Raw genomic sequence first — 21281 nt, 5'->3', positions numbered from 1 at the left:
CCACTCGCGGAAAGGAGCCCCATGGCAACCGGGGCGGACACCAGCGCGCACCAGGCACCGGACGCCGGCACGCCCCGGCCCCCAGGCGCCGGCCCTCACGGAGGCCCCCAGGAGGCGCTGGACACCGGTACGTACGAGGTGCTCCGGGACCGGCTCGCCGCGCAGGCCGCCGAACTGGCCCGGCGGGCCGAGGCGCTGAACCTCCGCCGGGTCGAGGAGTTCGGCTCGGCCGGACTGGAACTCGCCGGCACCGAACGGCTGCGGACCGAGCGCCCCTGCGTCCCCCAGGACGTCGTGGCCGTCGGCGGGACGCTGCTCCTCGGGTACAACACGGCCTTCGCGACCCGCACCGAGGCCGCGGTGGGCGACGTCCTCGCGCTGCACGACGGGGACCTGAACCGGCTGCCCGAGGACGCCGTGCCCGGCCTGCTCGACGACCCCGCCTTCGTCCGGGAGTTCGCGGCCCTGTACCGCTACTACCGCGAGGCCACCCTGCTGCGGCTGCGCCGCGTCGACGGCAGGCTGCTCGCCGTCTTCCGCACCGGCGAGAAGGCGGACGACATCCGCGTACTGCGCTGGGCCCTCACCGACGACGGGCAGGCGTCGTTCCTGGACGCGCGCGGTGACCGCGACCACGTCCTGCCGCCCGCCCACGACTTCACGTGGACCGTGGCGACCCGCGAGGACCACGTCCTCGGCCGCCACCCGCACGTCTCCGTCGGGGGTGAGGTCTTCGTCGCCGCCGTCGGCGGGGCGCTCACCGTCAAGGTGGAGAACGACACCGAGACGGCGCGGGGCATCCACAGCGAACCGGTCGCCGAACCGCTCCAGGCCCTCGCCGACGCGGACATCGCCCACGCCCGCGTGGGCGCGCTGATCCTGCTGCGCGTACGCCCCTACAAGGAGGACACCGACCGGTACCTGGTGTTCAACACCCTCACCAGGACGGTGGTCCGGCTCGACGGCATCGGACAGGCCTGCCGTCGCCTCCCCGACGACCAGGGCATCATCTTCCCCGGCGGCCACTGCATGGCCACCGGCGCCCATCGCACGTACGAACTCGACGTGGCAGGACTGCAGTTCGAGCGGGAGGTGCGCGCACCGAACGGCGAGGACGTGCTGTACGCGTTCCACGCCCCCGCGCAGGGCCGCACCCTCCTGCTGCCGTACAACCTGATCCGCAAGGAGGCCGCGTCCCCGTTGACCTGCCGGGGCTGGGCGCTGTTCGACGACGGCACCCTCACCCTGCTGCGCACCGAGGACGGCGGCGAGCCGGCCCGGGTGCACCCGGTGCAGCGGTGGACCTCCCCGTACGTGTCCGACACGTACGCGGCCGCCCGCCCGGCCGGCAGCGGCCCGCTGGCCCGCATCGGCAACGCCGACCTCGTCCGGGGCATCTCCGACTGCCTGTCCGTGACGCGCGCCGCCACGGAGACCACCCCGGCCGGCGGGGTGTACGCGGCACTGGCCGCCGCCTGCGTCCGGGCGGCCGACGCCCATCACTGGCTCGGCGACCCCGAAGCGGGCGACCTGGCCGATCCGTTGGAGCAGGTACGGGCCACCGCGGCACAGGTGCTCGCCGAGTTCGAGAACGTGCAGGCCCTGACCCGGCAGGCGGGCGACGCGCTGGAGGAGGCCGCCTCCCGGCTCGCCGCCGTCGTCCGCCGGCTGCGCGGCGAGGCACCGCGCGGGGCCGCCGCCTGGGTGACCGGACTGTCCGAACTGCGCCGGGCGCAGGGACACCTGCTGACCCTGAAGGAGATGCGGTACGCGGACACCGTCCGCATCGACGAGCTCGCCGCCGGCGCCGAGGCCGACCTGGCCGCCTTCGGGCAGCGGGCCGTCGCCCACCTGGCCCGCGAGGACGCCTTCGCCGGGCACCACGCGGACGTGGAGCGGCTCGTCGCGGACGCCGAGGCTCTCGGCACCGCCGCCGAGGCCGGGCCGCTCGCCGACCGCCTCGACGAGCTGGCCGAGCAGCTGGGTACGGTGACCGAGGTCGTCGCCGGGCTCGACATCGGCGACGCCACGGTCCGCACCGCCGTCCTGGAGCGCGTCGCCGAGGCCCTCGCCGGGGTCAACCGTGCCCGCGCCGTCCTCGGCGCCCGCCGCCGCGCCCTGCTCGACCAGGAGGGCCGCGCCGGGTTCGCCGCCGAGTTCGCGCTGCTCGGCCAGACGGTCACCGGCGCCCTCGCGGTGGCCGACAGCCCCGAGGCGTGCGACGAGCAACTCGCCCGCCTGCTGGTCCAGGTGGAGAACCTGGAGTCCCGGTTCGCCGAGTTCGACGACTTCCTCGGTGAGCTGGCGGACAAGCGCGACGAGATCCACGAGGCGCTCTCCGCCCGCAAGCAGTCCCTCGCCGACGCCCGCGCCCGCCGCGCCGAACGCCTCGCGGACTCGGCGGCCCGCGTCCTGCGGACGGTCGTACGCCGCGCCGCGACGCTCGCCGACGCGGACGCCGTCACCACCTGGTTCGCCTCCGACCCGATGCCCGTCAAGGTCCGCCGCACCGCCGCGGAGCTGCGCGAGCTGGGCGACCCGGTACGCGCGGAGGAGCTCGAGAGCCGCCTGGAGGCAGCCCGCCAGGAGGCGTCCCGCGCCCTGCGGGACCGTACGGACCTGTACGCCGACGACGGCCGCACGCTGCGTCTCGGCGGTCACCGCTTCGCCGTCTCCACCCAGCCCCTCGACCTCACCCTGGTCCCGCACGGCGACGGTCTGGCCCTCGCCGTGACCGGCACCGACTACCGCGCCCCGGTCACCGACCCGGACTTCGCTGCCACCCGCCCCTACTGGGACCGGCTGCTGCCGTCCGAGTCGCCCGAGGTCTACCGCGCCGAACACCTCGCCGCCCGCCTGCTCGACGAGCACGGCCCGGCCGTCCTCGCCCAGAGCGACGACCTGCCCGCCCTCGTGCGGAGCGCGGCCCGGGCGGCGTACGACGAGGGGTACGAGCGGGGCGTCCACGACCACGACGCCACCCTGATCCTCACCGCCCTGCTGCGCCTGCACGACGGCGCCGGCCTGCTGCGTCACGAGCCCGCCGCCCGCGCCGCCGCCCAGATGTTCTGGGCGCACGGCACGACGGACCGGGCCCGGCAGGACTGGCGGCGGCGCGCGGTCTCCCTGGCCCGCGCCCGGGACACCTTCGGGCTCGCGCCCGCCATCGCCGACCTGCGGCAGGAGCTGGCGCGGGCCGTCACCGAGGGCGCCGGGGAGACGGCGGCGACGGGGGAGGCCGCCGCGGCGTACCTCTTCGAGGAGCTGACCTGCGGACCCGACGGCTTCGTCCTCGGCGCCGGCACCCGCACGCTGCTGGACAAGTTCCGCCGCACGGTGGGCGGTCCGGCCTACGACGAGGACGTCGCCGCCCTCGGTGACCTTGCCGCGCGCCGCCAGCTGGTCGAGGCCTGGCTCACCGCGTACACGGCGTCCACGGGCACGGAGACCACGCCGGGCGACCTGGCCGAGGCGGTGGCCGCCGAACTCTGCCCGGACCTGCCGCGCTACCCGTACGACGCCCCGCTCGCCCTGACCGTGCGCGGCCTGCTCGGCACGCACCCGCGCATCACCGACGGCGCCCTCACGCTGCGCCTCGACGAACTCCTCGCCCGCACCCGCGCGTTCCGCGCCCACGACCTGCCCGGCCACCGTGCCTACCAGCGCCGCCGCGCCGCCCTGCTGGACGCCGAGCGGGCCCGGCTGCGGCTGGACGAGTACCGCCCGCGCGTGCTGCCGGCCTTCGTCCGCAACCGGCTCATCGACGAGGTGTACCTCCCGCTGATCGGCGACAGCCTCGCCAAGCAGCTCGGCACCGCGGACTCCGCGCACCGCACCGCCGGCGGCGGACTCCTCCTGCTCGTCTCCCCGCCCGGCTACGGCAAGACGACACTCGTGGAGTACGTCGCCGACCGCCTCGGCCTGATGCTGGTGAAGATCAGCGGTCCTGCGCTGGGACACGCGGTGACCTCCCTCGACCCCGCCGACGCGCCGAACGCCACCGCCCGCCAGGAGGTCAAGAAGATCAACTTCGCGCTGGAGGCGGGCGGCAACACCCTCCTGTACCTGGACGACATCCAGCACACCTCGCCCGAGCTGCTCCAGAAGTTCATCCCGCTGTGCGACGCCACCCGCCGGATCGACGGCGTACGGAACGGCGCACCGCACACCTACGACCTGCGCGGGAAGCGCTTCGCCGTGTGCATGGCCGGCAACCCCTACACCGAGTCCGGCAGCCGCTTCCGGATCCCCGACATGCTCGCCAACCGCGCCGACGTCTGGAACCTCGGCGACGTCCTCACCGGCAAGGAGCACGTCTTCGCGCTGAGCTTCGTCGAGAACGCCCTGACGGCGAACCCGGTTCTCGCTCCGCTCGCCGGCCACGACCGTGCCGACCTCGACCTGCTGCTCCGCCTCGCCGAGGGCGACGGCACGGCCCGCGTGGACCGGCTCGTCCACCCGTACGCCCCGGCCGAACTGGAACGCGTCCTGGCCGTGCTGCGCCATCTGCTCACGGCCCGCACCACGGTCCTCGCCGTGAACGCCGCGTACATCGCCTCCGCCGCCCAGCAGGACGACGCCCGCACGGAACCGCCCTTCCGGTTGCAGGGGTCGTACCGCAACATGCGCAAGATCGCCCAGCGGATCCAGCCGGTCATGAACGACGCGGAACTGTCGGCGCTGATCGAGGACCACTACCGCGCCGAGGCCCAGACCCTCACCACGGGAGCCGAGGCCAACCTCCTCAAGCTGGCCGAACTGCGCGGCACGCTGAGCTCCGGGCAGGCGGCCCGCTGGGCCGAGGTGAAGACCGCCCACATGCGTGGCCGGGCGCTCGGCGGCCCGGAGGGCGATCCTTCCCCGGCCTTCGGCCGGAGGGACCCCCATCTCGCTGCCCTCGCGCGGGCCGTGGCCGCCCTCGGTCTGCTCGCCGACCGCATCGGCGCCGTCGAGTCGGCGATCGCCCGCGCCGCGGCGCCGTCGCCCCGATCGGCCGACGGGCATGCTCGGCACCCGGAGGCGGGCGGGGAGTGATGCCGCGCCCCGGAACAGGCGGACGTCCGGCGTCGGCTCCGTGGGCGTCCGGACACCGGGGCAACGCGCCTCCCTCGGCGTGGGCGCGGTCTTCGTCACCGCGACCACCACGGCGCTCGCCATGGTCGACCACCGGGAGGCGGGGCTGGCGTCGGGTGTCGTCAACACCTTCCACGAGGTGGGCGGGTCGATCGGTGTGGCGGTCGTCTCCACGGTCGCGGCCTCCGGCTTCGAGCCGGGACCCGCCGGCGGATTCACCGGCGCGTTCGCGCTGTGCGCGGTCGCGGCGGCCGTCGGCGCGGCCGTGGCCCTGGTCCTCGTGCCGCGGGGCAAGCTCCGGACGACGGGGGGACCGTACGTCCACTGACAGGACGGCGGTACGACGCCGGGCGGCCCCCGCGATGGTCGAGGGGCCGCCCGGCGGGGTGGGGGTGCGGTCAGTGGTAGGCGTGGACGACGGCGTGACCCTTGCCGCGGCCGATCATCCACTTGTTGACCGGCGTGGTGAGTACGAAGGCGACGGCGAGCCCGCCGAGCAGCGCGTACCAGAACAGCCCGTCCGACAGGTGCGCGTCCATCGCGCCCGGCACGAGGGCGATGATCCCGTTGTCGACCAGTTCCATCACCGCGATGGAGACGGTGTCGGCGGCCAGCGCGACCTTGATCGCGGCCTTCAGGTCCAGTCCGGCCCGGCGCACCGCGAAGAGCGTGAACGAGTAGCCGAAGAGGAACGCGAGCGCGATGGCGAGGGTCATCGTCGGGACGTTGCCCCACATCAGGGCGGTGCCGATCACCATCCCGAGGATCTCTCCGATGGCGCACCCGGTCAGGCAGTGCAGCGTCGCCTTCGCGGCCATGGCCCACGACGCCGGGCCGGGCCCGTGGTGGTGTCCGTGGCCGTGGCCGCCGTGGTGCTCCCCGTGTCCGTGGCCGCCCGCGGGAGCGGCGTGGTCGTGCGTGGCGCCGGAGTGGTGCGTGCTGTGGTCCATGACGTCGTCCCCATTCGATGTCCCGCGAGCCTCTGGTGGCCCCCACGTCTTCGACTATATACCCCCCGGGGGTATAACGCCAAGGGGTGTGGGCGACCGCTGAACAGAAGCGGGTGAAAAGGGAGGCGGGCGGGGCGGGCACCGGCGGTACCCACCCCGCCCCGGGGCGACGAGGTCAGCCCTTGCCGAGCAGCTTGTTCATCTGCTCGATCTCCGCGCTCTGGGAGGTGATGATCTCTCCGGCCATCTTCTTCGCGGGCCCGTAGGCGCCGTCGGCCCGCTCGGCCTCGGCCATCTCGACCGCGCCTTCGTGGTGCTTGATCATCATTTCCATGAAGGCGGCGTCGAACGCCGTGCCCGAGGCGTTCTCGAGCTCGGTCATCTCCTGGGCCGTCATCATGCCGCCCATGCCGCCCGTACCGCCCGTGCCGTGCATGGAGTGGTCCATGGCGCCCTCGGCGGGCACCTCCTCACCCCAGGAGGTGAGCCAGCCGGACAGCGTCCTGATCTCCGGGTCCTGGGCCTTCTTGATGTCCGCGGCGAGTTTCTTCACGTCGGCCGACCGGGCCCGGCCGGGCGCGAGGTCGGCCATCTCGACGGCCTGACGGTGGTGGGGGATCATCCCCTTCGCGAAGGCCACGTCGGCGGCGTTGTGCTGCCCCTGCGGGGCGGAGGCGGAGGCCGGCGCGGAGGGGGAGGCGGCGTTGTGGGCGCCGTGCCCGGCCGGGCTGCCGCCGTCGCCGTCCCCGCCACAGGCGGCCAGGATGAGCGCTGCCGCACCGGCGGCGACCAGGGCGGCACTGCGGCGGACGAGAGAACGCTTGCGGTTCATGGTGGTGCGACTCCTTCACGCGCGCCGTTCGCGGCACGCGGTGGAACGGATGGAGGGCGTGCGAGGGCACGGCACCCGTCATCCGGGGATCACCGGGCGTGGGGTGCCGAGCGGGCCGCTCTATATCCGCAGGAGCTGGAGTTCGGAGAGGTCGGGCGGTGCCCGTCCGTCATGGGGCGACCCCGGCAAGGCCGCGGCCGGCGCGGGGGCCGGGGGCGCGTCCAGCAGAGCGCCGGCCAGAGCCGGCGGCGCGTACGCCGAACCGATGCCGGCAGCCGCACACGTCCCGTCGGCGTGATCGAGGTGACGTGTTCCGCCGTCCGTGTGCGCACAGGCCCCGCCCGCGTGCGGCATGCCGTCCGCCGCGGTCGTCACCATCGCGTGGCCGGCGTCCGCGTGCGCCGTCGGCGTCACTCCGGGGGCCAGGCCGTGCATGGCGAGCACACCGGCCAGCACCGCCATCACCAGCAGCACGAACGACCGCCCGGCCGGGCGGTCGCTTGATCGGGTGCTCCTGGTCACGCGCCCATCGTACGGACGGGCCCCCGCAGCGGCACGCCGACTCGTGCGGCGGCCGAGGCGACGGCCGGGACGGTGCGGGACGCGCGCGGTGGGCACCCGGACCCCACGAACCGACGAGGCAGGAGTGACCGTGACTGTTTCGATCTCTCACCGGGATGCCGCAGCGCTCGGAGGCGGCGAAAGCATCCTGATGCGCCAGCGCCGGGACCACGCACGGCTCGACGCGATGATGAACCGCTGGCCGGCCGAAGGGGGCACGGACGAAGAGCGGGACGCCCTGTGGCAGGACATCGTCCAGCTGGTGTTCAGCCATGCCTTCGCGGAGGAGACGGTCCTGTGGCCGCTCCTGCGCCGGGTGGCCCCCGAGGGCGAGGAACTGACCGGCCGGGTGGAGCTGGAGCACCAGGCGATCAACGACCTGATCACCCGGGTCGAGAAGGCGCCCGACGACCCCCGGCGTGCCGAGTGGATCCAGGAGGCGTTCACGCTCATCCGCGAGGACATCCGCGACGAGGAGGACGAGCTGCTTCCCCTGCTGCGGGACGCGTTCGGTGATCGTCGGCTGCGGCGCATCGGCGCCGCGTGGGAGGCCGTACGGGCGACCGCGCCGACCCGCCCCCACCCAGGGGTCCCCCGGCGCCCGCCGGGCAACGCCCTGCTCGGCGTGCCCCTCAGCGTCTTCGACCGGCTGCGCGACCTGGCGCCGGGCGGTGGCCCCGTCGCCCGCAGGGCCGCCCTGGTGATCTCCGCAGCCGCGGCGGCCGCCGTCGTGCTGGCGGCGCGTGCCGCCCGCCGTCCGGCGCACGGCGGGTGAGGTCAGGCGCCATGCCCGTGCAGCCTGTTCTCGTCCACCCGCGATGACACCTCGTCCGCCTCGGGGCCGGCCGGTACTGCGTCCGGCCCGCGAAGGCTGATCTCCACGTGCCCGTCGACGACGCGCGTGTCGAAGGCGGGCTGGGGCGCGGTGGCGGGGCCGCGGACGTTCCAGCCGTCCGAGAGCCGGAAGACGCTGCCGTGCCAGGGACACTGCACACACCCGTCGGCGACCGTACCCTCGGACAGCGGTCCCGCCAGATGGCTGCACCGCTCGGCCAGCGCGTGGAAGGTGCCGCCGACCTCGCGCACCACCAGGACCGGCACGTCGTCCACGGTGCGCCGTACGGCCTGGCCGGCGGGGAACTCGTCCACGCTGCCGACCCGGTGCCACCCCTCGGAGACGACGTGCGGGACCTCCTCGGCGTGATTGGCGCCGGACGCCTGCCGGTAGGCGAGGTGGCCACCGAGCATGCCTCCCACACCGACCGCGGTCAGCCCGAGGAAGCCGTACGCCCGGCCCGCCCCGGCCCGCCCGGTGAGGCGGCAGAACAGCGAGGCACCGTACAGACCCACGGCCGTCACGTTGGTCAGCGCGTGCACCAGCCCCACCCGGGTCTGCTGACGGTGCAGTTCGGCCCAGTCGACCGCGCCCGCCAACGCGGCGGGACCGGCCGCCGCCAGTCCGACGCCCACCAGGAATCCGGCCTCCCGGGAACGGCCCGGCCACAGGTCCAGCACCGCGGCCGACATCCAGCTGCCGATGGGGACCTGCACCATCAAGGGGTGCGCGGGATGGCCGAGCGGCTTGCCGTGCAGCGCGTCCCGCGCCCGGCCCAGCGGCAGCGCCCGTACGCGCTTGGTCAGCACGTCGATCACCGCGTCCGCCCGGGGGTCACGTTCCAGGGCGTCCAGCAGCGACAGCATGCGGTTCTGTCCGATGATGCGGCGGTCTGACCTTTTTCTCATGGGCGCAGGGTTTCCCCGGGCGCGAAGGACAAACAGCGGACCTGGACGCGGCGGCGCCCGTGCCCGTCCGGTCGGACGTGCTCGACCGCGCCACCTCACTCGTACGGCTGGAAGTCAGGGCCGTTCGGCCCCAGTCCTTCACGATGCACGGCACGATCACGCTGCTGCTGTTCGCCACCCCGACGTGCGCCGGGTTCGCCAACGCGATCAGGCCGTTGCAGATCGGCTCCGCGGCGGGATCCCGCGTAGGCGGCATCGCGGAGCCGGCATCGCGGAGCCGGCGCAGTCGACCGGTGGGATGCAGGTGGGGCAGGTCCCGGGCGTAGTGGCCGAGGACACGGTGGTGGTGCCCGGAGCGGGGTGTGCGGCTTCCAGGGACAGCGAGGCGAAGGTGCGCCGGCGACGACCGGGAGCATCCCCAGCGGTTCCCCATGGACAGCCCTCCGCTGGAAACCCGGCCATCGCCGATCGCGGGGCGGGCTTCCGCGACACCCGTGAACCGAAGCGGGTGGGGCGACCGCGTCCGGTGTGGGTACCCGGGCGGCATGATGAAGAGCGCACTGTGGCAGGGGCTGTTCGCGGGAACGGCCGGGGTGCTGGTGATGACTCTGGGGGAGAAGGCCGAGCAACGGCTCACCGGGCGTCCCGACAGCCATGTGCCCGCACGCACCTTGGAGCGCCTGGCCGGCCTGCCGGAGTACCCGGGCCGCCAGCCGGTGCCGCTCAACTTGGCCATGCACGTGGGCCAGGGCGCGGCCCTCGGCGTGCTGCGGTCGGTGATGGCCCACGCCGGGCTGCGCGGGCCCTGGTCGTCGGCGAAGTTCGCCGTGGTGCGCCTCACCAACGACCAGATCCTGGAGAACGCCACCGGCGTCGGCGCGCCGCCTTCGACCTGGCCCCGCCGCGAGCTCGTGGTCGACCTGCTGCACAAGACGGTGTACGCCATGGTCACCGGTGCCGTCGCCGACGCCCTGGCCGCCCGCTCGGGCCCCGGCCCCGGGCAGCGCCACGCCGCCGTGCGTTCCGGCCGTCACAGCGACGTGGGCCCGCTGCCCCGGGAACGGGGACGTTGACCGCCGGTCGTCCTCTCCACTCGTCCGCGACCCGGCCGACCGGTCAGGCGTGCCCGGCCGGCCGGCAAACGGGAGTCAGCCCTTGCCCATGGCCTTGCGGACGGCATCCTTCGTGCGGTCCATGAGCGCGGCGACCGGGCCGAGGGCCATGTTCTTCGCCCCGGACTCGACGCCCGGGTGGGGCCGGGTGGGCGCCATCGCCTCGGCGGCCTTGACGGCCTTGGCCATCGCGGCGAGGTTGGCCGCGTCGGCGCTACGGCGGATGTGGGTGAACTCGTAGCGTTCCTCGGCCCGGGCGTGCGCCTGGACGTCCTTGCGCAGCTTGAGCAGCTGGGGCATGAACTTCGGGTCGTCGGTGTCCAGCTCGTCCAGGGCGGCCAGCGTCTCCTTGGCCGCCTTCTCCTCGGCGAGGCGGTCCTCCACGATCTGCTCGCCGCCGGGGAAACCCTTCCGGGCAAAGGGGTGGACGACCTCTTCCTCGGCGGTCTCGTGCACGGCCAGCAACCTCACCAGACGGCGGAACGCGTCCCGGCGCTCCTCGCCCTTACCGGCCTCGACCTCGTCGAAGAGGTTGCGGATGTCACCGTGCTGGCGCATCAGCAGGGAGACGACGTCGTCGTCCTGGGCCTTGTCGTCCCCGGCGTGCGGGGTGTGCAGCTCGGACATGTCGGTTTCCTACTTCTCGCGCTGCGCGGGGTCGGGGTGCTCGCCCTCGGTCTGGACCCGGTACTCGCGGCCGAACATCTCGTCGTGCTCGGTCATGACCCGGTCGCTCGGGGGAGCTTCGCCGCCGTGGATGTCCTCCTGCATCTTCTCGAACCGCTCGTGCGCCTCGCGTACATAGCCGGCGCCGAGCGTCGTGAGGTCCATCTGGGTGTCGAGCAGCTCGCGCAGGTAGCCCTTGTTCGGCTCGAAGGTCAGCACGTTGGGCAGCTCGGGGGCCAGCACGGAGGCGGGGTCGCGGCCGTCGTGCGCGCGCATGAGGTCGCAGGCGGCGTGCAGGTGCTCCAGCTCCATGTTCAGGTGCAGCTCCCAGATCGCCTTGACCCTGGGGTCGCTCTCCTGCTCCATGAAGGAGTAGTACAGGTAGCACTCGTTGTACTCGTGGTTGACGAGCTGCTCCCACCACGTCTCGCCCGGGTCCACGAGGGACTCGTAGTGGGTGACGTGCTCCTCCTCGATCAGCCCGATCTCCTGGTAGAGCTGGCGGGCGATCGGCTCCATGTAGGTGGGGCCGGTGTTCATGTAGAAGTTCATGGTCTGCTGCTCCGCCGACATGATCGTCAGGGCGTGCAGCTTCGACAGCGGGTCCGTGCGGTCCTTGGCGTACGGGTCGCGGACGTTGTCGACCGGATTGCGGTGGTGGTACCGGGTTGGCCGACCGGGCATGACCTCGGTCAGGTTGTCCACGATCGACTCCGCCTTGCGGTGCTCGATCATCTCGTACAGGTTCGCGTACCGGTACAGGTGGTCGAAGTCCTCCAGCACACCGAACTGGTACGCCTGCTTCAGATACGGGTCGGGCTCCATCCGCGCCACCCACGCGGTCAGGTCCACCGCGACCTGCTCGTAGGCGATGGTCGTCTCCAGCACCGACGACACCCCCGGGAGCAGCCAGTTCACGACCTTCTGCTGCTGTGCCTCGATGTAGCGCACCCGCGCCAGCTGCCGTTTGATCTCCGGGTCCACCGTGTGGCGGGCGAGCTGGTGGCTGAACAGGATCGCCTCCACCTCGATCCCGTTCATCGTGATGATCCGGCACCGGGTGTACGGGTCGCAGTGGTCCGGATCGATCGGATCCACGTTCAGCTCACGCCAGTTGCGCAACTGACGGTCCAGCGGGATACCCCGCTGCCCCAGCGGATTGAAGGTCATGGGGGTGGTGCCTCCTGAGGACTAGGGGGACTCGCGCGCCGCTGGGGTACCCCGCTTCAAGCGACGAGCACAGACTTGCGCCCCAGTCTGTTCACCTTGGTCACTTTTGAGCCACCGCTCGCACCCGCGGAGCGCACGGTTCCCCCGTACGGCTCAGACACGGCGTGATCAAGCCCCGGCAGGGGCACTTGGAGGGCGCCCCATCGAAGGGACGGGTCATGAGAGAGACGCGAACCGGCGATCCCATGCGTAGCGTCGCGCTCGCGCACGGTGCCTGCAACATCATCGGCGGACTGTGGCCCCTGCTGCACTCGCGCAGCTTCGAGTGGGTCTTCGGGTCGAAGACCGACCGTTGGCTGCAGAGGACGACCGCGGGACTGCTGGTCTCCGCCGGCCTCACCCAGATGACGGCGGCGCGTGACCCCCAGGGCTTGGCCCACGCCCGCCGAACCGGCCTGGGCACCGCCGGTACCTTGCTGGCCATCGACCTGGTGTACGTGCCGAAGGGCACGATTCGGTGGACGTATCTCCTGGACGCCGCGATGGAAGCGGGCTGGATCGTCGCCTGGGCACGCTGCCCGACCACAGCGGACCCGGCCGGCCCGCGGTGACGAGTGCGCCGGCCACGCGGACATGCGCGAGCCCTGCCGCGTGTGCGCCGAGGCGTGCCGTCGGTGCGAGCAGGGGTGCAACGACCTGCTCGCCGGCCTGGGGTGATCGTCGGTGCGCGTGGTGCCAGGAGTAGCGTGGCAGGTGCGGAGCGGGGAACACGTCCGCACCGGCTCTCGAAGACGGGTGGCCCTCATGACCAGCTCGGACACGCCCCCTGTTTCCTCTCGCCTGCCCAGCGGCGCCCACGACGCGGTGCGACCGGGGTCCGCGCTTCTCCGGCTGGAGACGACCGAATCGCGCGAAGGTGTCCTCGACGGTGCGTGGTGGCCGCGGTCGCGCGACATCGAGGTCGAGCTGCCCGCGCTGCTGAGCGCTCTGGTCGGACACATCGGCCCCGTGACCCGCGTGGGACTGGACGCCGCGGCCTGGGAAGGCATCCCGACGCGCATCGTCGTGGACGACCGGGTGGTGCGCGTCGATTCCTTCCCGGTCGGTGACGACACGGTCCTGATCACCCGGGGGGACCGGGACGTGTTCTCGCTGCTGGTGGTCCCGCCGAACACGGCACCGGACGCCGCCCGCGCCGCGATGACCCAGGCCGTCCGGGCGGACAACGTCAGCCAGGCGGAACAGATCCTCATCGACACCGCGAGCGAGCGGGGGCCGTCGGACTGATCGGTTCACCGCCCGGATCGTGGCCGGACCGGATCCTCCCGAGGCAGTGTCATCACGCACGGGGTGATCGACCCCGGCAGCCCGACGATCTCTCCCATGTTCCGCCAGCCCCAGGACGCGAAGGTGGCTTGTCCGGCTCGGTCAGCCGGGTGGAGGAGGGCGACTCCGAGCTGGGAGTGCCGGTCGGCGAGCAGATGCTGCTGCAGGCGGCGGGCGATGTCGCGGTTCCGAGGGTGCGGATGCGCGACGAACTGGGTGAGGACGACGAACTCGGCGCAGGACGTGAGCCGCCCGATGCACGTCAGCAGCGTTTCGTCGTGGCCCTGCTGCGCGGAGCCGGCCTCACCCACCGGAAAGCCGTAGGCGCAGCCGACCAGCTCCGTCGTCTCGGCGACCAGCAGCGCGAAACCGGGGTGCCGGGCGCTGACGGCCAGCCGGCGCAGGATTTCGCGCCCTTCTTTGTGCGCCTCGCCGGCGGTGCCCGCGACGGACGCCACGGCCAAATCCGCGATGTCCTCCTCCATCGCCTCCGTCTGCCAACGACTCAGCCGGCGAAGACGGACCCCCTCCGGGATGTCCGGCCCGCGAACAGACTCCGCGAGCGTGTCCGCCGTGCCCTCCAGGGAGGCCGGTTCGAGGAGGCCGAGTCCCTCGGGAGCGGATTCCGTGGCGGCGAGAAGCCGGCTGATCTGCGCGCACGGGTGGTGCAGCCGCAGGGAGGCGTGCACCCGGCCGGCGCGCCGTGACGCCGACAGGAGGACGTCCAAACCCCTGGCATCACAGGAGCCGACCGTCAGCAGGTCGACGTCGATCACGGTGACGCCGTCGCGCAGACACTCCTCCAGCGCGGCACGCAGCAACGGCGCCGTGGCCGGGCCGATCTCACCGGCGAGCGTGACGAGCGCGCCCTCTCCTTGGTTGCGCCGGTGGATGTCCAACCGGGACAGGGTCATCACATCTCCCCTCGGCGGGGGCACGGCCGGAGTGCGTGATGCCCTCGGTACTTCCACCGTACGCGCTTGAATGAGGTCAAAATGCCCAAAAACGCTATAATTTGACCGGCGAGTGTCGTGTGAAGACCTCTCTTGAGGGAGGAAACCGGATGTCTGAGAACACCGGCCTGAGGCACGGCGGAGCGCCCGGTTCTCGCGGCCGGACGGCCATCGCGGACGTGGTGGTGGAGAAGATCGCAGTGGCAGATCCGCGACGCGCGGGGTCAGTGTCGAGGTCGGAGAACTGCAGGCGGCCATCGATCTGGAGATCGTCGTCGAGTACGGCGTCACGATCGCGGACCTGGCCAGTGCGGTGCGGGAAAACGTGATCGCGGCAGTGGAGCGGAGGCGCGTCGGGAAGTCGTGGAAGTCAACATCATGGTCAGCGACGTGAAGCTGCCCGATGGGGAGGAAGAAGGAGAGGAGCGGCAGCGGGTCCAGTAGCCGGGGCGGAGCAGCTTCCCGAGTGAGGAGCGCGTGATGAGCAGGGCGATGGTGGGCTTGAGCGCGGGAATGGCGCTGGGTTTCGCCGCGTACTTCGGGGACTTCTGGGCTTTCCTGCTGGTGTTGGGGCTGGGCGTCGTCGGTCTCGTGGTCGGGCGGTTGACGGAAGGTGACCTTGAACCGAGCGACTTCGTCCGTCGCCGGGACCGGCAGGGGCGGATCCGCGAGGACCGGCGACGGGCGCGGGGAGACTGGCGGCAGTGACCGGCTGAGCCTTTCCAGGCCGGCCTCTTGGCGAACCGTCCCGTCGCGCCCTCGCGTGGTGACGGTATGGACCGTGGTAGTCGACAGACATGCCGATGAAGCCTTCTACTGCCGCGGACCGTTGGTCATGGGTCGGGCGGCTGCGCCGTGCCCTCAGTCGTTCGCCAGTCGGGCGTGGGTGGCGACGGAGCAGGGCCATTGAGCTGGGGTGGCGAAGGAGATCTTGTCGTCGGCGAAGGCCCGGTTCTGCATGGCCTGCGAGGCGCGCAGGGTGGAGCGACGGTGAACGACGGTCACCGAGCGGGCGAAGCGGGTGAGGAAGGTCGCCTCCTCGATCGCGGTGACACCGCCGCCGACCACCACGATGTCGCGGTCCCGGAAGAAGAAGCCGTCGCAGGTGGCGCACCAGGACACGCCCCGGCCGGAGAGTTCGTCCTCCTTGGGCAGGCCGAGCCTGCGGTAACCGGACCCGGTGGCCACGATCACCGTCTTCGCGCGGTGCACCGTGCCCTCCGTGTCGGTGACGGTCTTGATGTCCCCGGTGAGGTCGACGGCGACATCGTCGCCGTCGACCATCTCGGCGCCGAACTTCTCGGCCTGGGCGCGCATGCTCGTCATCAGGTCCGGGCCGTCTACGCCCTCGGGGAGCCGGGGAAGTTCTCGACCTCGGTCGTCGTGGAGAGCGCGCCGCCCCCGAAGATCGCACCGCCGAACACAAGCGGCTTGAGTTCGGCGCGGCCGGTGTAGAGGGCGGCTGTGTACCCGGCGGGGCCGGAGCCGATGACCTCGCGTATGCCGGTGTCGCTCACCGAGGTCACGCCTCCTGCTCGGCGTCGATCTCGGCGATGAGCGCTTCGATGCGGGTCTTGATCTCGTCGCGGATCGGGCGGACGGCCTCGACGCCCTTGCCCGCCGGGTCTTCAAGGGCCCAGTCGAGGTACTTCTTGCCGGGGAAGATCGGGCACGCGTCGCCGCAGCCCATGGTGATGACGTAGTCGGACGCCTGGACGGCCTCGGTGGTCAGGATCTTCGGCTTGGCGCCGGCGATGTCGACGCCGACTTCCCTCATGGCCTCGACGGCTGAGGGGTTGACCTGGTCGCCCGGGAGGGAGCCGGCGGAGCGGACCTCGATCCGGTCGCCCGCGAGGTGGGAGAGGAATCCGGCAGCCATCTGCGAGCGCCCGGCGTTGTGGACGCAGACGAACAGCACGGAGGCGAGCGGGCTGGAGGGCATCGGTTCTTCCTTCGTCAGTGGTTCTTGCGGTGGTGCGGGGTACGGGTTCAGGTGCTCGGCAGGGAGGCGAGCAGTTCGGTGATGTGGGCGTCGAGCTCGTCGCGGATGCCGCGGACCACGGCGATCGGGGCGCCCTCGGGGTCGGTGACCGGCCAGTCCAGGTAGCGGCGCCTGGGCAGGACGGGGCAGGCGACCCCGCATCCCATGGTGATGACGATGTCGGCGGCCTGCACGACCTCGTCGGTGAGCGGCTTGGGGAACGCGTCGCTGAGGTCCACGCCGGCCTCGGTGAGCACCTGGGTGACGACCGGATCGACCTCGGCGGCCGGGAGCGGGCCCGCGGACGAGACGACCACGTGTCCGCCCGCGCGGTGCGCGAGGAGGGCTGCCGCCATCTGCGAACGGCCGGCGTGGCTGCAGACGAAGAGCACGCGGGGCAGGCCGCAGCCGGGCGCGCCCTCGACGTGAGCGAGCGCGTCCAGCCGCTCGGGGGCCAGGTGCTCGGCCAGTACGACCAGGTGGGTGCGGATGCGGGCGTGCTCGGCCAGCCGTTCGCAGGAGTCGGTGACGAGGCGCCGGATGGTCTCCGGGGCGAAGCGCCCGCGGTAGCGCAGGGCGCGTCGGGCGATGCCCGACGCGAGGAGCTCATTGGGCAGGACGGGAGGCGGGGATGCGGTCACGGGAACCCCCTTCGGGGCAGAGGGACGCGAGTCCCACACATCAGCCCTGGCTGATATCAGCTCGGAGTGATGTGACAGTATCAGCCCATGATGACGTCAGTCGACACTGACCTGATCCGGGTTCTGGCCGACCCGCTCAGGCTCCGGATCGTGACCCTGCTGGCCCGCGAGACGCTGTGCACCACCCACCTCGTCGAGGAGACCGGCGCCCGGCAGACCAACCTCTCCAACCACCTGAGGGTCCTGCGCGAGGCCGGGGTCGTGGAGACCGAGCCGTGCGGGCGCTTCACCTACTACAAGCTGCGCCCCGACGTCATCGCCCAGCTCGCCGGGCAGTTCGCCGATCTGGCCGAGTCCGCCCGCAACGCCGCCGACAACAAGAGGGCCTGCCCGTGACCTCCACCGAGCCCACCACCTCCGCTCCGGCCGGGGTCGGGGACGACTCGATCGTCAAGAGGCTCTCCACCCTCGACCGCTACCTAGCGGTGTGGATCCTCATCGCCATGGCCGTGGGCCTCGGGCTCGGGCGACTGATCCCCGGGCTGAACGACGCGCTGGCGAAGGTGGAGGTCGGCGGCGTCTCCCTGCCCATCGCCCTGGGTCTGCTGATCATGATGTACCCGGTCCTGGCCAAGGTCCGCTACGACAAGCTGGACGCAGTCACCGGTGACCGCAAGCTGATGATCTCCTCCCTGGTCATCAACTGGGTCCTCGGACCCGCGGTGATGTTCGCCCTGGCCTGGATCTTTCTGCCGGACCTGCCGGAGTACCGCACCGGCCTGATCATCGTGGGTCTGGCCCGCTGCATCGCCATGGTCATCATCTGGAACGACCTCGCTTGCGGCGACCGCGAGGCCGCGGCCGTGCTCGTCGCGCTGAACTCGGTCTTCCAGGTCCTGGCGTTCGGCCTGCTGGGCTGGTTCTACCTCGACCTGCTGCCCGGCTGGCTCGGGCTCGGTGACGGGGAGCACCTGGACATCTCGATGGGGGAGATCGCCTTCAACGTGGTCGTCTTCCTGGGTGTCCCGCTGCTGGCCGGTTTCCTGACCCGCCGGATCGGCGAGAAGAAGATGGGCCGCGAGAGCTACGAGTCCCGCTTCCTGCCGAAGATCGGCCCCTGGGCGCTGTACGGGCTGCTGTTCACGATCGTGATCCTCTTCGCCCTGCAGGGGAAGACCATCACCTCCCAGCCGCTGGACGCCGCCCGCATCGCGCTGCCGCTGCTGGTGTACTTCGCGGTCATGTTCTTCGGCACCTTCCTCCTCGGCAAGAGCCTGGGGCTGGCCTACGACCGGACCACCACCCTGGCGTTCACCGCGGCGGGCAACAACTTCGAGCTGGCCATCGCGGTCGCCATCGCCACCTTCGGCGTCACCTCCGGCCAGGCCCTGTCCGGCGTCGTCGGACCGCTCATCGAAGTCCCGGTGCTCATCGGCCTCGTCCACGTCGCGCTCGCCTGGCGCAAGAAGTTCACCGCCGACGCGGTGACTACGACCCCGTGACGCAGCACGTGGATGTGGTGGTGGCCGGCGGTGGCCAAGCAGGGCTCGCCGCCGGCTATCACCTGCGTCGTCAGGGCATCGACTTCACCATCCTCGACGCCGAACCGGCGTCGGGCGGGGCCTGGCAGCACATGTGGGACTCGCTGCGGAGACACCCAACGGGCCGTACATGCGACGGATACCTCCGGCGCTACCACTGCCGTCCGACGTCCACCGCGCCGACGGTGCCACCATGGCCCATCGCCTGGACGCCCTCAAGGAGTACCTGCTGCGCTGCTGCCCGCCCGGCTGCGGCGCCTGACCGCGGACCCGGCTCATGGCGGCGGTCAGCCGCGCAGGTCGAGCATGGCCGCCATGGCCGCCACCACGGACGGGGCGACCTGGTAGTAGACCCAGGTGCCGCGCCGCTCGGAGGTCAGCAGTCCGGCCTCGCGCAGCTTCTTGAGGTGGTGGGAGACGGTCGGCTGGGAGACCCCGACGTCGGCGATGTCGCACACGCACGCCTCGCCGCCCGGGTGGGAGGCGATCTTGGAGAACAGCCGCAGGCGCACCGGGTCGGAGAGTGCCTTGAACATGGCGGCCATCTTCTCCGCGTCCGCCGGGGACAGCTCCCCGGCGGTGATCGGCGGGCAGCACGGCACGACGTCGCCGTCCTGCAGGACGGGCAGTTCCACGACCTCTGATTTCGACATGCGTCTATGTTGACACTCGTCGATACGGGTGGCAAGCTCCGAGGTGCAGGGACATCGACAAGTATCGAATCAAGGGGTCGTCGTGACCACCGTCCTCCGTACGGTTCTCACCGCGGCCCGGGTCCGCCGCACCACCCGCCACCTGGTCGGCGTCACCTTCTGCGACGGCTGCGCCCAGGTCAGCGACAGCGCCTCCCGCGTGGCGGCACGTCGGCGGCACGCCCAGATGACCGCCTTCACCCACGCGCGCTGACCCCTTCATCCCCAGAGGAGACCGAGCATCATGAGCACCCAGCAGCTCCCCGTCATCGTCGTCGGGGCCGGCCCCGCCGGACTGGCCGCAGCCACCCACCTCATCGAGCGCGGCATCGAGCCCCTCGTTCTGGAAGCGGGCGACAAGGCCGGCGCGGCCGTGCGTGAGTGGAGCCACGTGCGGCTGTTCTCCACCTGGGGTGAGGTCGTCGACCCGGCCGCCGAGAAGCTCCTGGCCCCCACCGGCTGGACCCGGCCCGACCCGGCGACGTACCCGTCCGGCGGCGACTGGGCCGAGCAGTACCTTCAGCCGCTCGCCGACACTCTCGGTGACAAGGTTCGCACCGGCGCCACCGTCACGGGTGTCTCCAGGGAGGGCCGTGACCGGATTGTCGACGCCGACCGGGAACAGCAGCCTTTCGTCGTGCATGTTGAGTACGCCGACGGCCGTGAGGAGCGCATCCGGGCCCGCGCGGTGATCGACGCCTCCGGTACCTGGGCCACGGCCGGCCCGGCCGGCGGCAGCGGCCTGCCCGCGCTCGGGGAGAAGGCTGCGGCCGACCGGATCAGCTACCGCGTGCCGGACCTGAGGAACCCGGCCGTCCGTGCCCGGTACGCGGGCAAGCGCACGGCCGTCATCGGTTCGGGCGCCTCCGCGTTCACCGCGCTCGCGTACCTCGACGAGCTGGCCGAGTCCGAGGACGGCGGGGGAACGCGCGCGGTGTGGGTCCTGCGCCGGGGCATCTCCGGCTCCACCTTCGGCGGCGGCACCGCCGACCAGCTCCCCGCACGCGGCGCCCTCGGCCTCGCTGCGAAGGCCGCTGTCGACAAGGGGCACGCGGACGCGGTCACCGGCTTCCGCACCGAGGCGTTCGAACGCGACGCCGACGGACGCCTGGTCCTGGTGGGCGAGGACGGCCGCCGCCTGGAGCCCGTGGACGAGGTGATCGTGCTTACCGGCTTCCGTCCCGACCTGTCCTTCCTCTCCGAGATCCGCCTGAACCTCGACGAGCGCCTCCAGGCACCTGTGGAACTCGCCCCGCTGATCGACCCCAACCAGCACTCCTGCGGCACCGTCTACCCCCACGGGCACCGCGAGCTCTCCCACCCCGAGCAGGGCATCTACCTGGTCGGCATGAAGTCCTACGGCCGCGCCCCCACCTTCCTGGCCATGACCGGGTACGAGCAGGTCCGCTCCGTCGCCGCGGCCATCGCCGGCGACCTCGACTCCGCCGACCGCGTCGAACTCACCCTCCCCGAGACCGGCGTCTGCGGGGGCGCGGGCCTGTTCGACACCCCCGACGCTCAGCAGACCGAAGGCGGCGGCTGCTGCGCCGCACCGGAACCCCAGCTCGTCCAGCTCGCCGCGCCCGCGGCAGTGAGCGCCGCTGCTGAGGACGCTTCGGCGGGCGGCTGCTGCGGCTCCTGACCGGCCTCGACACCCGCGACAGCGGGGCCGCGACCGGAACAGGGGACCGGTCGCGGCCCCGCGCCGCTCTACCCGCCCTCTGCCTGACGCAGATCGTGAGCTGGGGCATCGTCTACTACGCCTTCCCCGTCCTCAACCCACAGATCACCCAGGCGACAGGCTGGTCGGCCGGAGCGACCACGGCGGCGTTCTCACTCGGCCTCGTAGCCTCCGCGCTCGCCGGAATCCGTGTCGGGCGCATCCTCGACCGGCGTGGTCCCCGCGCTGTCATGACGATCGGCTCGGGCCTCGGCGTCACCAGCCTGCTGGTGGTCGCTACGGCTCCCAACACGGAGCCGTCGGAGACCGGAGAGCCTCAGGGCACATCACCGCCCCAGCAGAACCGATGTGCCCTCAAT

Annotated in this window: 22 protein-coding genes and 5 pseudogenes; 16 read left to right on the top strand and 11 right to left on the bottom strand. The window is 72.2% G+C overall.

Going from position 1 to position 21281, the window contains the following annotated elements; genetic code table 11:
* Positions 1-21: 21 nt before the first annotated feature.
* Positions 22-5034, top strand: coding sequence for a DNA repair ATPase (locus IEZ05_RS32295; protein WP_189233847.1), 5013 nt, complete (start codon positions 22-24; stop codon positions 5032-5034).
* A 40-nt stretch (positions 5035-5074) separates the two neighbouring features.
* Positions 5075-5401 carry a hypothetical protein gene (locus IEZ05_RS32290; protein ID WP_229869959.1) on the top strand — a complete coding sequence of 109 codons (327 nt, stop codon included), beginning with the start codon at positions 5075-5077 and terminating at the stop codon, positions 5399-5401.
* A gap of 70 nt (positions 5402-5471) precedes the next feature.
* On the opposite strand, the gene IEZ05_RS32285 is transcribed toward IEZ05_RS32290, so the two are convergent.
* The 3 genes from IEZ05_RS32285 to IEZ05_RS32275 form a co-directional block, all read right to left on the bottom strand.
* Complete coding sequence (locus IEZ05_RS32285; RefSeq protein ID WP_189233846.1) at positions 5472-6023, bottom strand: DUF4396 domain-containing protein; 552 nt, start codon at positions 6021-6023, stop codon at positions 5472-5474.
* Positions 6024-6198: 175 nt separating this feature from the next.
* Positions 6199-6855: a DUF305 domain-containing protein gene (locus IEZ05_RS32280; RefSeq protein ID WP_189233845.1), complete on the bottom strand. Its 657-nt coding sequence runs from the start codon at positions 6853-6855 to the stop codon at positions 6199-6201.
* Between the two features lie 120 nt (positions 6856-6975).
* Positions 6976-7377 (bottom strand): DUF6153 family protein, encoded by a 402-nt coding sequence (locus IEZ05_RS32275; protein WP_189233844.1) that lies wholly within the window; start codon positions 7375-7377, stop codon positions 6976-6978.
* Between the two features lie 130 nt (positions 7378-7507).
* On the opposite strand from IEZ05_RS32275, the gene IEZ05_RS32270 reads away from it, so the two are divergent.
* Positions 7508-8191, top strand: a complete 684-nt coding sequence (locus IEZ05_RS32270; RefSeq protein ID WP_308426975.1) for a hemerythrin domain-containing protein — start codon at positions 7508-7510, stop codon at positions 8189-8191.
* Positions 8192-8193: 2 nt separating this feature from the next.
* Here IEZ05_RS32270 and IEZ05_RS32265 read toward each other — a convergent pair whose 3' ends face one another.
* Positions 8194-9159 carry a Rieske (2Fe-2S) protein gene (locus tag IEZ05_RS32265; protein ID WP_229869958.1) on the bottom strand — a complete coding sequence of 322 codons (966 nt, stop codon included), beginning with the start codon at positions 9157-9159 and terminating at the stop codon, positions 8194-8196.
* Between the two features lie 545 nt (positions 9160-9704).
* On the opposite strand from IEZ05_RS32265, the gene IEZ05_RS32260 reads away from it, so the two are divergent.
* Positions 9705-10232, top strand: a complete 528-nt coding sequence (locus IEZ05_RS32260) for a hypothetical protein (protein WP_189233843.1) — start codon at positions 9705-9707, stop codon at positions 10230-10232.
* Between the two features lie 75 nt (positions 10233-10307).
* Here IEZ05_RS32260 and IEZ05_RS32255 read toward each other — a convergent pair whose 3' ends face one another.
* Complete coding sequence (locus IEZ05_RS32255) at positions 10308-10898, bottom strand: hemerythrin domain-containing protein (RefSeq protein WP_189233842.1); 591 nt, start codon at positions 10896-10898, stop codon at positions 10308-10310.
* Between the two features lie 9 nt (positions 10899-10907).
* Positions 10908-12107 carry a hypothetical protein gene (locus IEZ05_RS32250; protein ID WP_189233841.1) on the bottom strand — a complete coding sequence of 400 codons (1200 nt, stop codon included), beginning with the start codon at positions 12105-12107 and terminating at the stop codon, positions 10908-10910.
* A gap of 218 nt (positions 12108-12325) precedes the next feature.
* On the opposite strand from IEZ05_RS32250, the gene IEZ05_RS32245 reads away from it, so the two are divergent.
* The 3 genes and pseudogenes from IEZ05_RS32245 to IEZ05_RS32240 all read left to right on the top strand — a co-directional run bounded on the left by IEZ05_RS32245 (position 12326) and on the right by IEZ05_RS32240 (position 13394).
* Positions 12326-12718 carry a hypothetical protein gene (locus IEZ05_RS32245; protein ID WP_189233840.1) on the top strand — a complete coding sequence of 131 codons (393 nt, stop codon included), beginning with the start codon at positions 12326-12328 and terminating at the stop codon, positions 12716-12718.
* A pseudogene (locus tag IEZ05_RS36635) lies at positions 12708-12824 on the top strand (four-helix bundle copper-binding protein); the annotation flags it as partial. The gene IEZ05_RS32245 and the pseudogene IEZ05_RS36635, both read left to right, overlap by 11 nt.
* Before the next feature lie 87 nt (positions 12825-12911).
* Complete coding sequence (locus IEZ05_RS32240) at positions 12912-13394, top strand: DUF5994 family protein (protein ID WP_189233839.1); 483 nt, start codon at positions 12912-12914, stop codon at positions 13392-13394.
* A 5-nt stretch (positions 13395-13399) separates the two neighbouring features.
* On the opposite strand, the gene IEZ05_RS32235 is transcribed toward IEZ05_RS32240, so the two are convergent.
* The gene (locus tag IEZ05_RS32235; protein WP_189233838.1) at positions 13400-14347 is read right to left on the bottom strand and encodes an STAS domain-containing protein; all 948 of its coding nucleotides are present in this window, start codon (positions 14345-14347) and stop codon (positions 13400-13402) included.
* Positions 14348-14496: 149 nt separating this feature from the next.
* Here IEZ05_RS32235 and IEZ05_RS32230 point away from each other — a divergent pair.
* Both IEZ05_RS32230 and IEZ05_RS32225 read left to right on the top strand, forming a co-directional pair.
* Positions 14497-14830: pseudogene (locus tag IEZ05_RS32230) on the top strand (Asp23/Gls24 family envelope stress response protein).
* A 36-nt stretch (positions 14831-14866) separates the two neighbouring features.
* Positions 14867-15094, top strand: coding sequence for a hypothetical protein (locus IEZ05_RS32225; RefSeq protein ID WP_189233837.1), 228 nt, complete (start codon positions 14867-14869; stop codon positions 15092-15094).
* A gap of 210 nt (positions 15095-15304) precedes the next feature.
* Here IEZ05_RS32225 and IEZ05_RS32220 read toward each other — a convergent pair.
* The 3 genes and pseudogenes from IEZ05_RS32220 to IEZ05_RS32210 all read right to left on the bottom strand — a co-directional run.
* Positions 15305-15903 (bottom strand): annotated as a pseudogene (locus tag IEZ05_RS32220) (NAD(P)/FAD-dependent oxidoreductase); the annotation flags it as partial.
* Positions 15904-15908: 5 nt separating this feature from the next.
* On the bottom strand, positions 15909-16328 hold the full coding sequence (locus IEZ05_RS32215) for an arsenate reductase ArsC (RefSeq protein WP_189233836.1): 420 nt from the start codon (positions 16326-16328) through the stop codon (positions 15909-15911).
* A 47-nt stretch (positions 16329-16375) separates the two neighbouring features.
* Positions 16376-17008 (bottom strand): arsenate-mycothiol transferase ArsC, encoded by a 633-nt coding sequence (locus IEZ05_RS32210; protein WP_189233835.1) that lies wholly within the window; start codon positions 17006-17008, stop codon positions 16376-16378.
* An 87-nt stretch (positions 17009-17095) separates the two neighbouring features.
* Here IEZ05_RS32210 and IEZ05_RS32205 point away from each other — a divergent pair, with 87 nt between their 5' ends.
* The 4 genes and pseudogenes from IEZ05_RS32205 to IEZ05_RS36885 all read left to right on the top strand — a co-directional run bounded on the left by IEZ05_RS32205 (position 17096) and on the right by IEZ05_RS36885 (position 18811).
* Positions 17096-17404, top strand: a complete 309-nt coding sequence (locus IEZ05_RS32205; protein ID WP_102638831.1) for an ArsR/SmtB family transcription factor — start codon at positions 17096-17098, stop codon at positions 17402-17404.
* The gene (gene arsB / locus IEZ05_RS32200) at positions 17401-18510 is read left to right on the top strand and encodes an ACR3 family arsenite efflux transporter (protein WP_189233834.1); all 1110 of its coding nucleotides are present in this window, start codon (positions 17401-17403) and stop codon (positions 18508-18510) included. The genes IEZ05_RS32205 and arsB overlap by 4 nt, the downstream gene beginning before the upstream one ends.
* A pseudogene (locus tag IEZ05_RS32195) lies at positions 18507-18656 on the top strand (FAD-dependent oxidoreductase); the annotation flags it as partial. The gene arsB and the pseudogene IEZ05_RS32195, both read left to right, overlap by 4 nt.
* A 23-nt stretch (positions 18657-18679) precedes the next feature.
* Positions 18680-18811, top strand: coding sequence for a hypothetical protein (locus tag IEZ05_RS36885; RefSeq protein ID WP_268255244.1), 132 nt, complete (start codon positions 18680-18682; stop codon positions 18809-18811).
* A 25-nt stretch (positions 18812-18836) separates the two neighbouring features.
* On the opposite strand, the gene IEZ05_RS32185 is transcribed toward IEZ05_RS36885, so the two are convergent.
* On the bottom strand, positions 18837-19202 hold the full coding sequence (locus IEZ05_RS32185) for an ArsR/SmtB family transcription factor (protein WP_163078056.1): 366 nt from the start codon (positions 19200-19202) through the stop codon (positions 18837-18839).
* Between the two features lie 82 nt (positions 19203-19284).
* Here IEZ05_RS32185 and IEZ05_RS32180 point away from each other — a divergent pair, with 82 nt between their 5' ends.
* The 3 genes and pseudogenes from IEZ05_RS32180 to IEZ05_RS36630 all read left to right on the top strand — a co-directional run.
* A complete protein-coding gene (locus IEZ05_RS32180) occupies positions 19285-19455 on the top strand; it encodes a hypothetical protein (protein ID WP_189233833.1) in 171 nt (56 codons plus the stop codon).
* 30 nt (positions 19456-19485) lie between these two features.
* Complete coding sequence (locus IEZ05_RS32175; RefSeq protein WP_189233832.1) at positions 19486-20883, top strand: NAD(P)-binding domain-containing protein; 1398 nt, start codon at positions 19486-19488, stop codon at positions 20881-20883.
* A pseudogene (locus tag IEZ05_RS36630) lies at positions 20880-21212 on the top strand (MFS transporter); the annotation flags it as partial. The gene IEZ05_RS32175 and the pseudogene IEZ05_RS36630, both read left to right, overlap by 4 nt.
* Positions 21213-21281 lie beyond the last annotated feature (69 nt).

It is taken from the genome of Streptomyces flaveolus (genome assembly GCF_014648815.1).
GTDB lineage: Bacteria > Actinomycetota > Actinomycetes > Streptomycetales > Streptomycetaceae > Streptomyces > Streptomyces flaveolus.
The sequence above is the reverse complement of the archived record's forward strand: the minus strand, read 5'-3'. Positions and strand labels throughout refer to the sequence as shown.

Bases quoted from the DNA above. Each gene is read 5' to 3' on its own strand.
- IEZ05_RS32250 (WP_189233841.1), bottom strand. From the start codon at position 12,107: ATGACCTTCAATCCGCTGGGGCAGCGGGGTATCCCGCTGGACCGTCAG.
- IEZ05_RS32260 (WP_189233843.1), top strand. From the start codon at position 9,705: ATGATGAAGAGCGCACTGTGGCAGGGGCTGTTCGCGGGAACGGCCGGG.
- IEZ05_RS32255 (WP_189233842.1), bottom strand. From the start codon at position 10,898: ATGTCCGAGCTGCACACCCCGCACGCCGGGGACGACAAGGCCCAGGAC.
- IEZ05_RS32225 (WP_189233837.1), top strand. From the start codon at position 14,867: ATGAGCAGGGCGATGGTGGGCTTGAGCGCGGGAATGGCGCTGGGTTTC.
- IEZ05_RS32175 (WP_189233832.1), top strand. From the start codon at position 19,486: ATGAGCACCCAGCAGCTCCCCGTCATCGTCGTCGGGGCCGGCCCCGCC.
- IEZ05_RS32265 (WP_229869958.1), bottom strand. From the start codon at position 9,159: ATGAGAAAAAGGTCAGACCGCCGCATCATCGGACAGAACCGCATGCTG.
- IEZ05_RS32285 (WP_189233846.1), bottom strand. From the start codon at position 6,023: ATGGACCACAGCACGCACCACTCCGGCGCCACGCACGACCACGCCGCT.
- IEZ05_RS32240 (WP_189233839.1), top strand. From the start codon at position 12,912: ATGACCAGCTCGGACACGCCCCCTGTTTCCTCTCGCCTGCCCAGCGGC.
- IEZ05_RS32295 (WP_189233847.1), top strand. From the start codon at position 22: ATGGCAACCGGGGCGGACACCAGCGCGCACCAGGCACCGGACGCCGGC.
- IEZ05_RS36885 (WP_268255244.1), top strand. From the start codon at position 18,680: ATGCGACGGATACCTCCGGCGCTACCACTGCCGTCCGACGTCCACCGC.
- IEZ05_RS32205 (WP_102638831.1), top strand. From the start codon at position 17,096: ATGATGACGTCAGTCGACACTGACCTGATCCGGGTTCTGGCCGACCCG.
- IEZ05_RS32235 (WP_189233838.1), bottom strand. From the start codon at position 14,347: ATGACCCTGTCCCGGTTGGACATCCACCGGCGCAACCAAGGAGAGGGC.
- IEZ05_RS32245 (WP_189233840.1), top strand. From the start codon at position 12,326: ATGAGAGAGACGCGAACCGGCGATCCCATGCGTAGCGTCGCGCTCGCG.
- IEZ05_RS32185 (WP_163078056.1), bottom strand. From the start codon at position 19,202: ATGTCGAAATCAGAGGTCGTGGAACTGCCCGTCCTGCAGGACGGCGAC.
- IEZ05_RS32280 (WP_189233845.1), bottom strand. From the start codon at position 6,855: ATGAACCGCAAGCGTTCTCTCGTCCGCCGCAGTGCCGCCCTGGTCGCC.
- IEZ05_RS32215 (WP_189233836.1), bottom strand. From the start codon at position 16,328: ATGCCCTCCAGCCCGCTCGCCTCCGTGCTGTTCGTCTGCGTCCACAAC.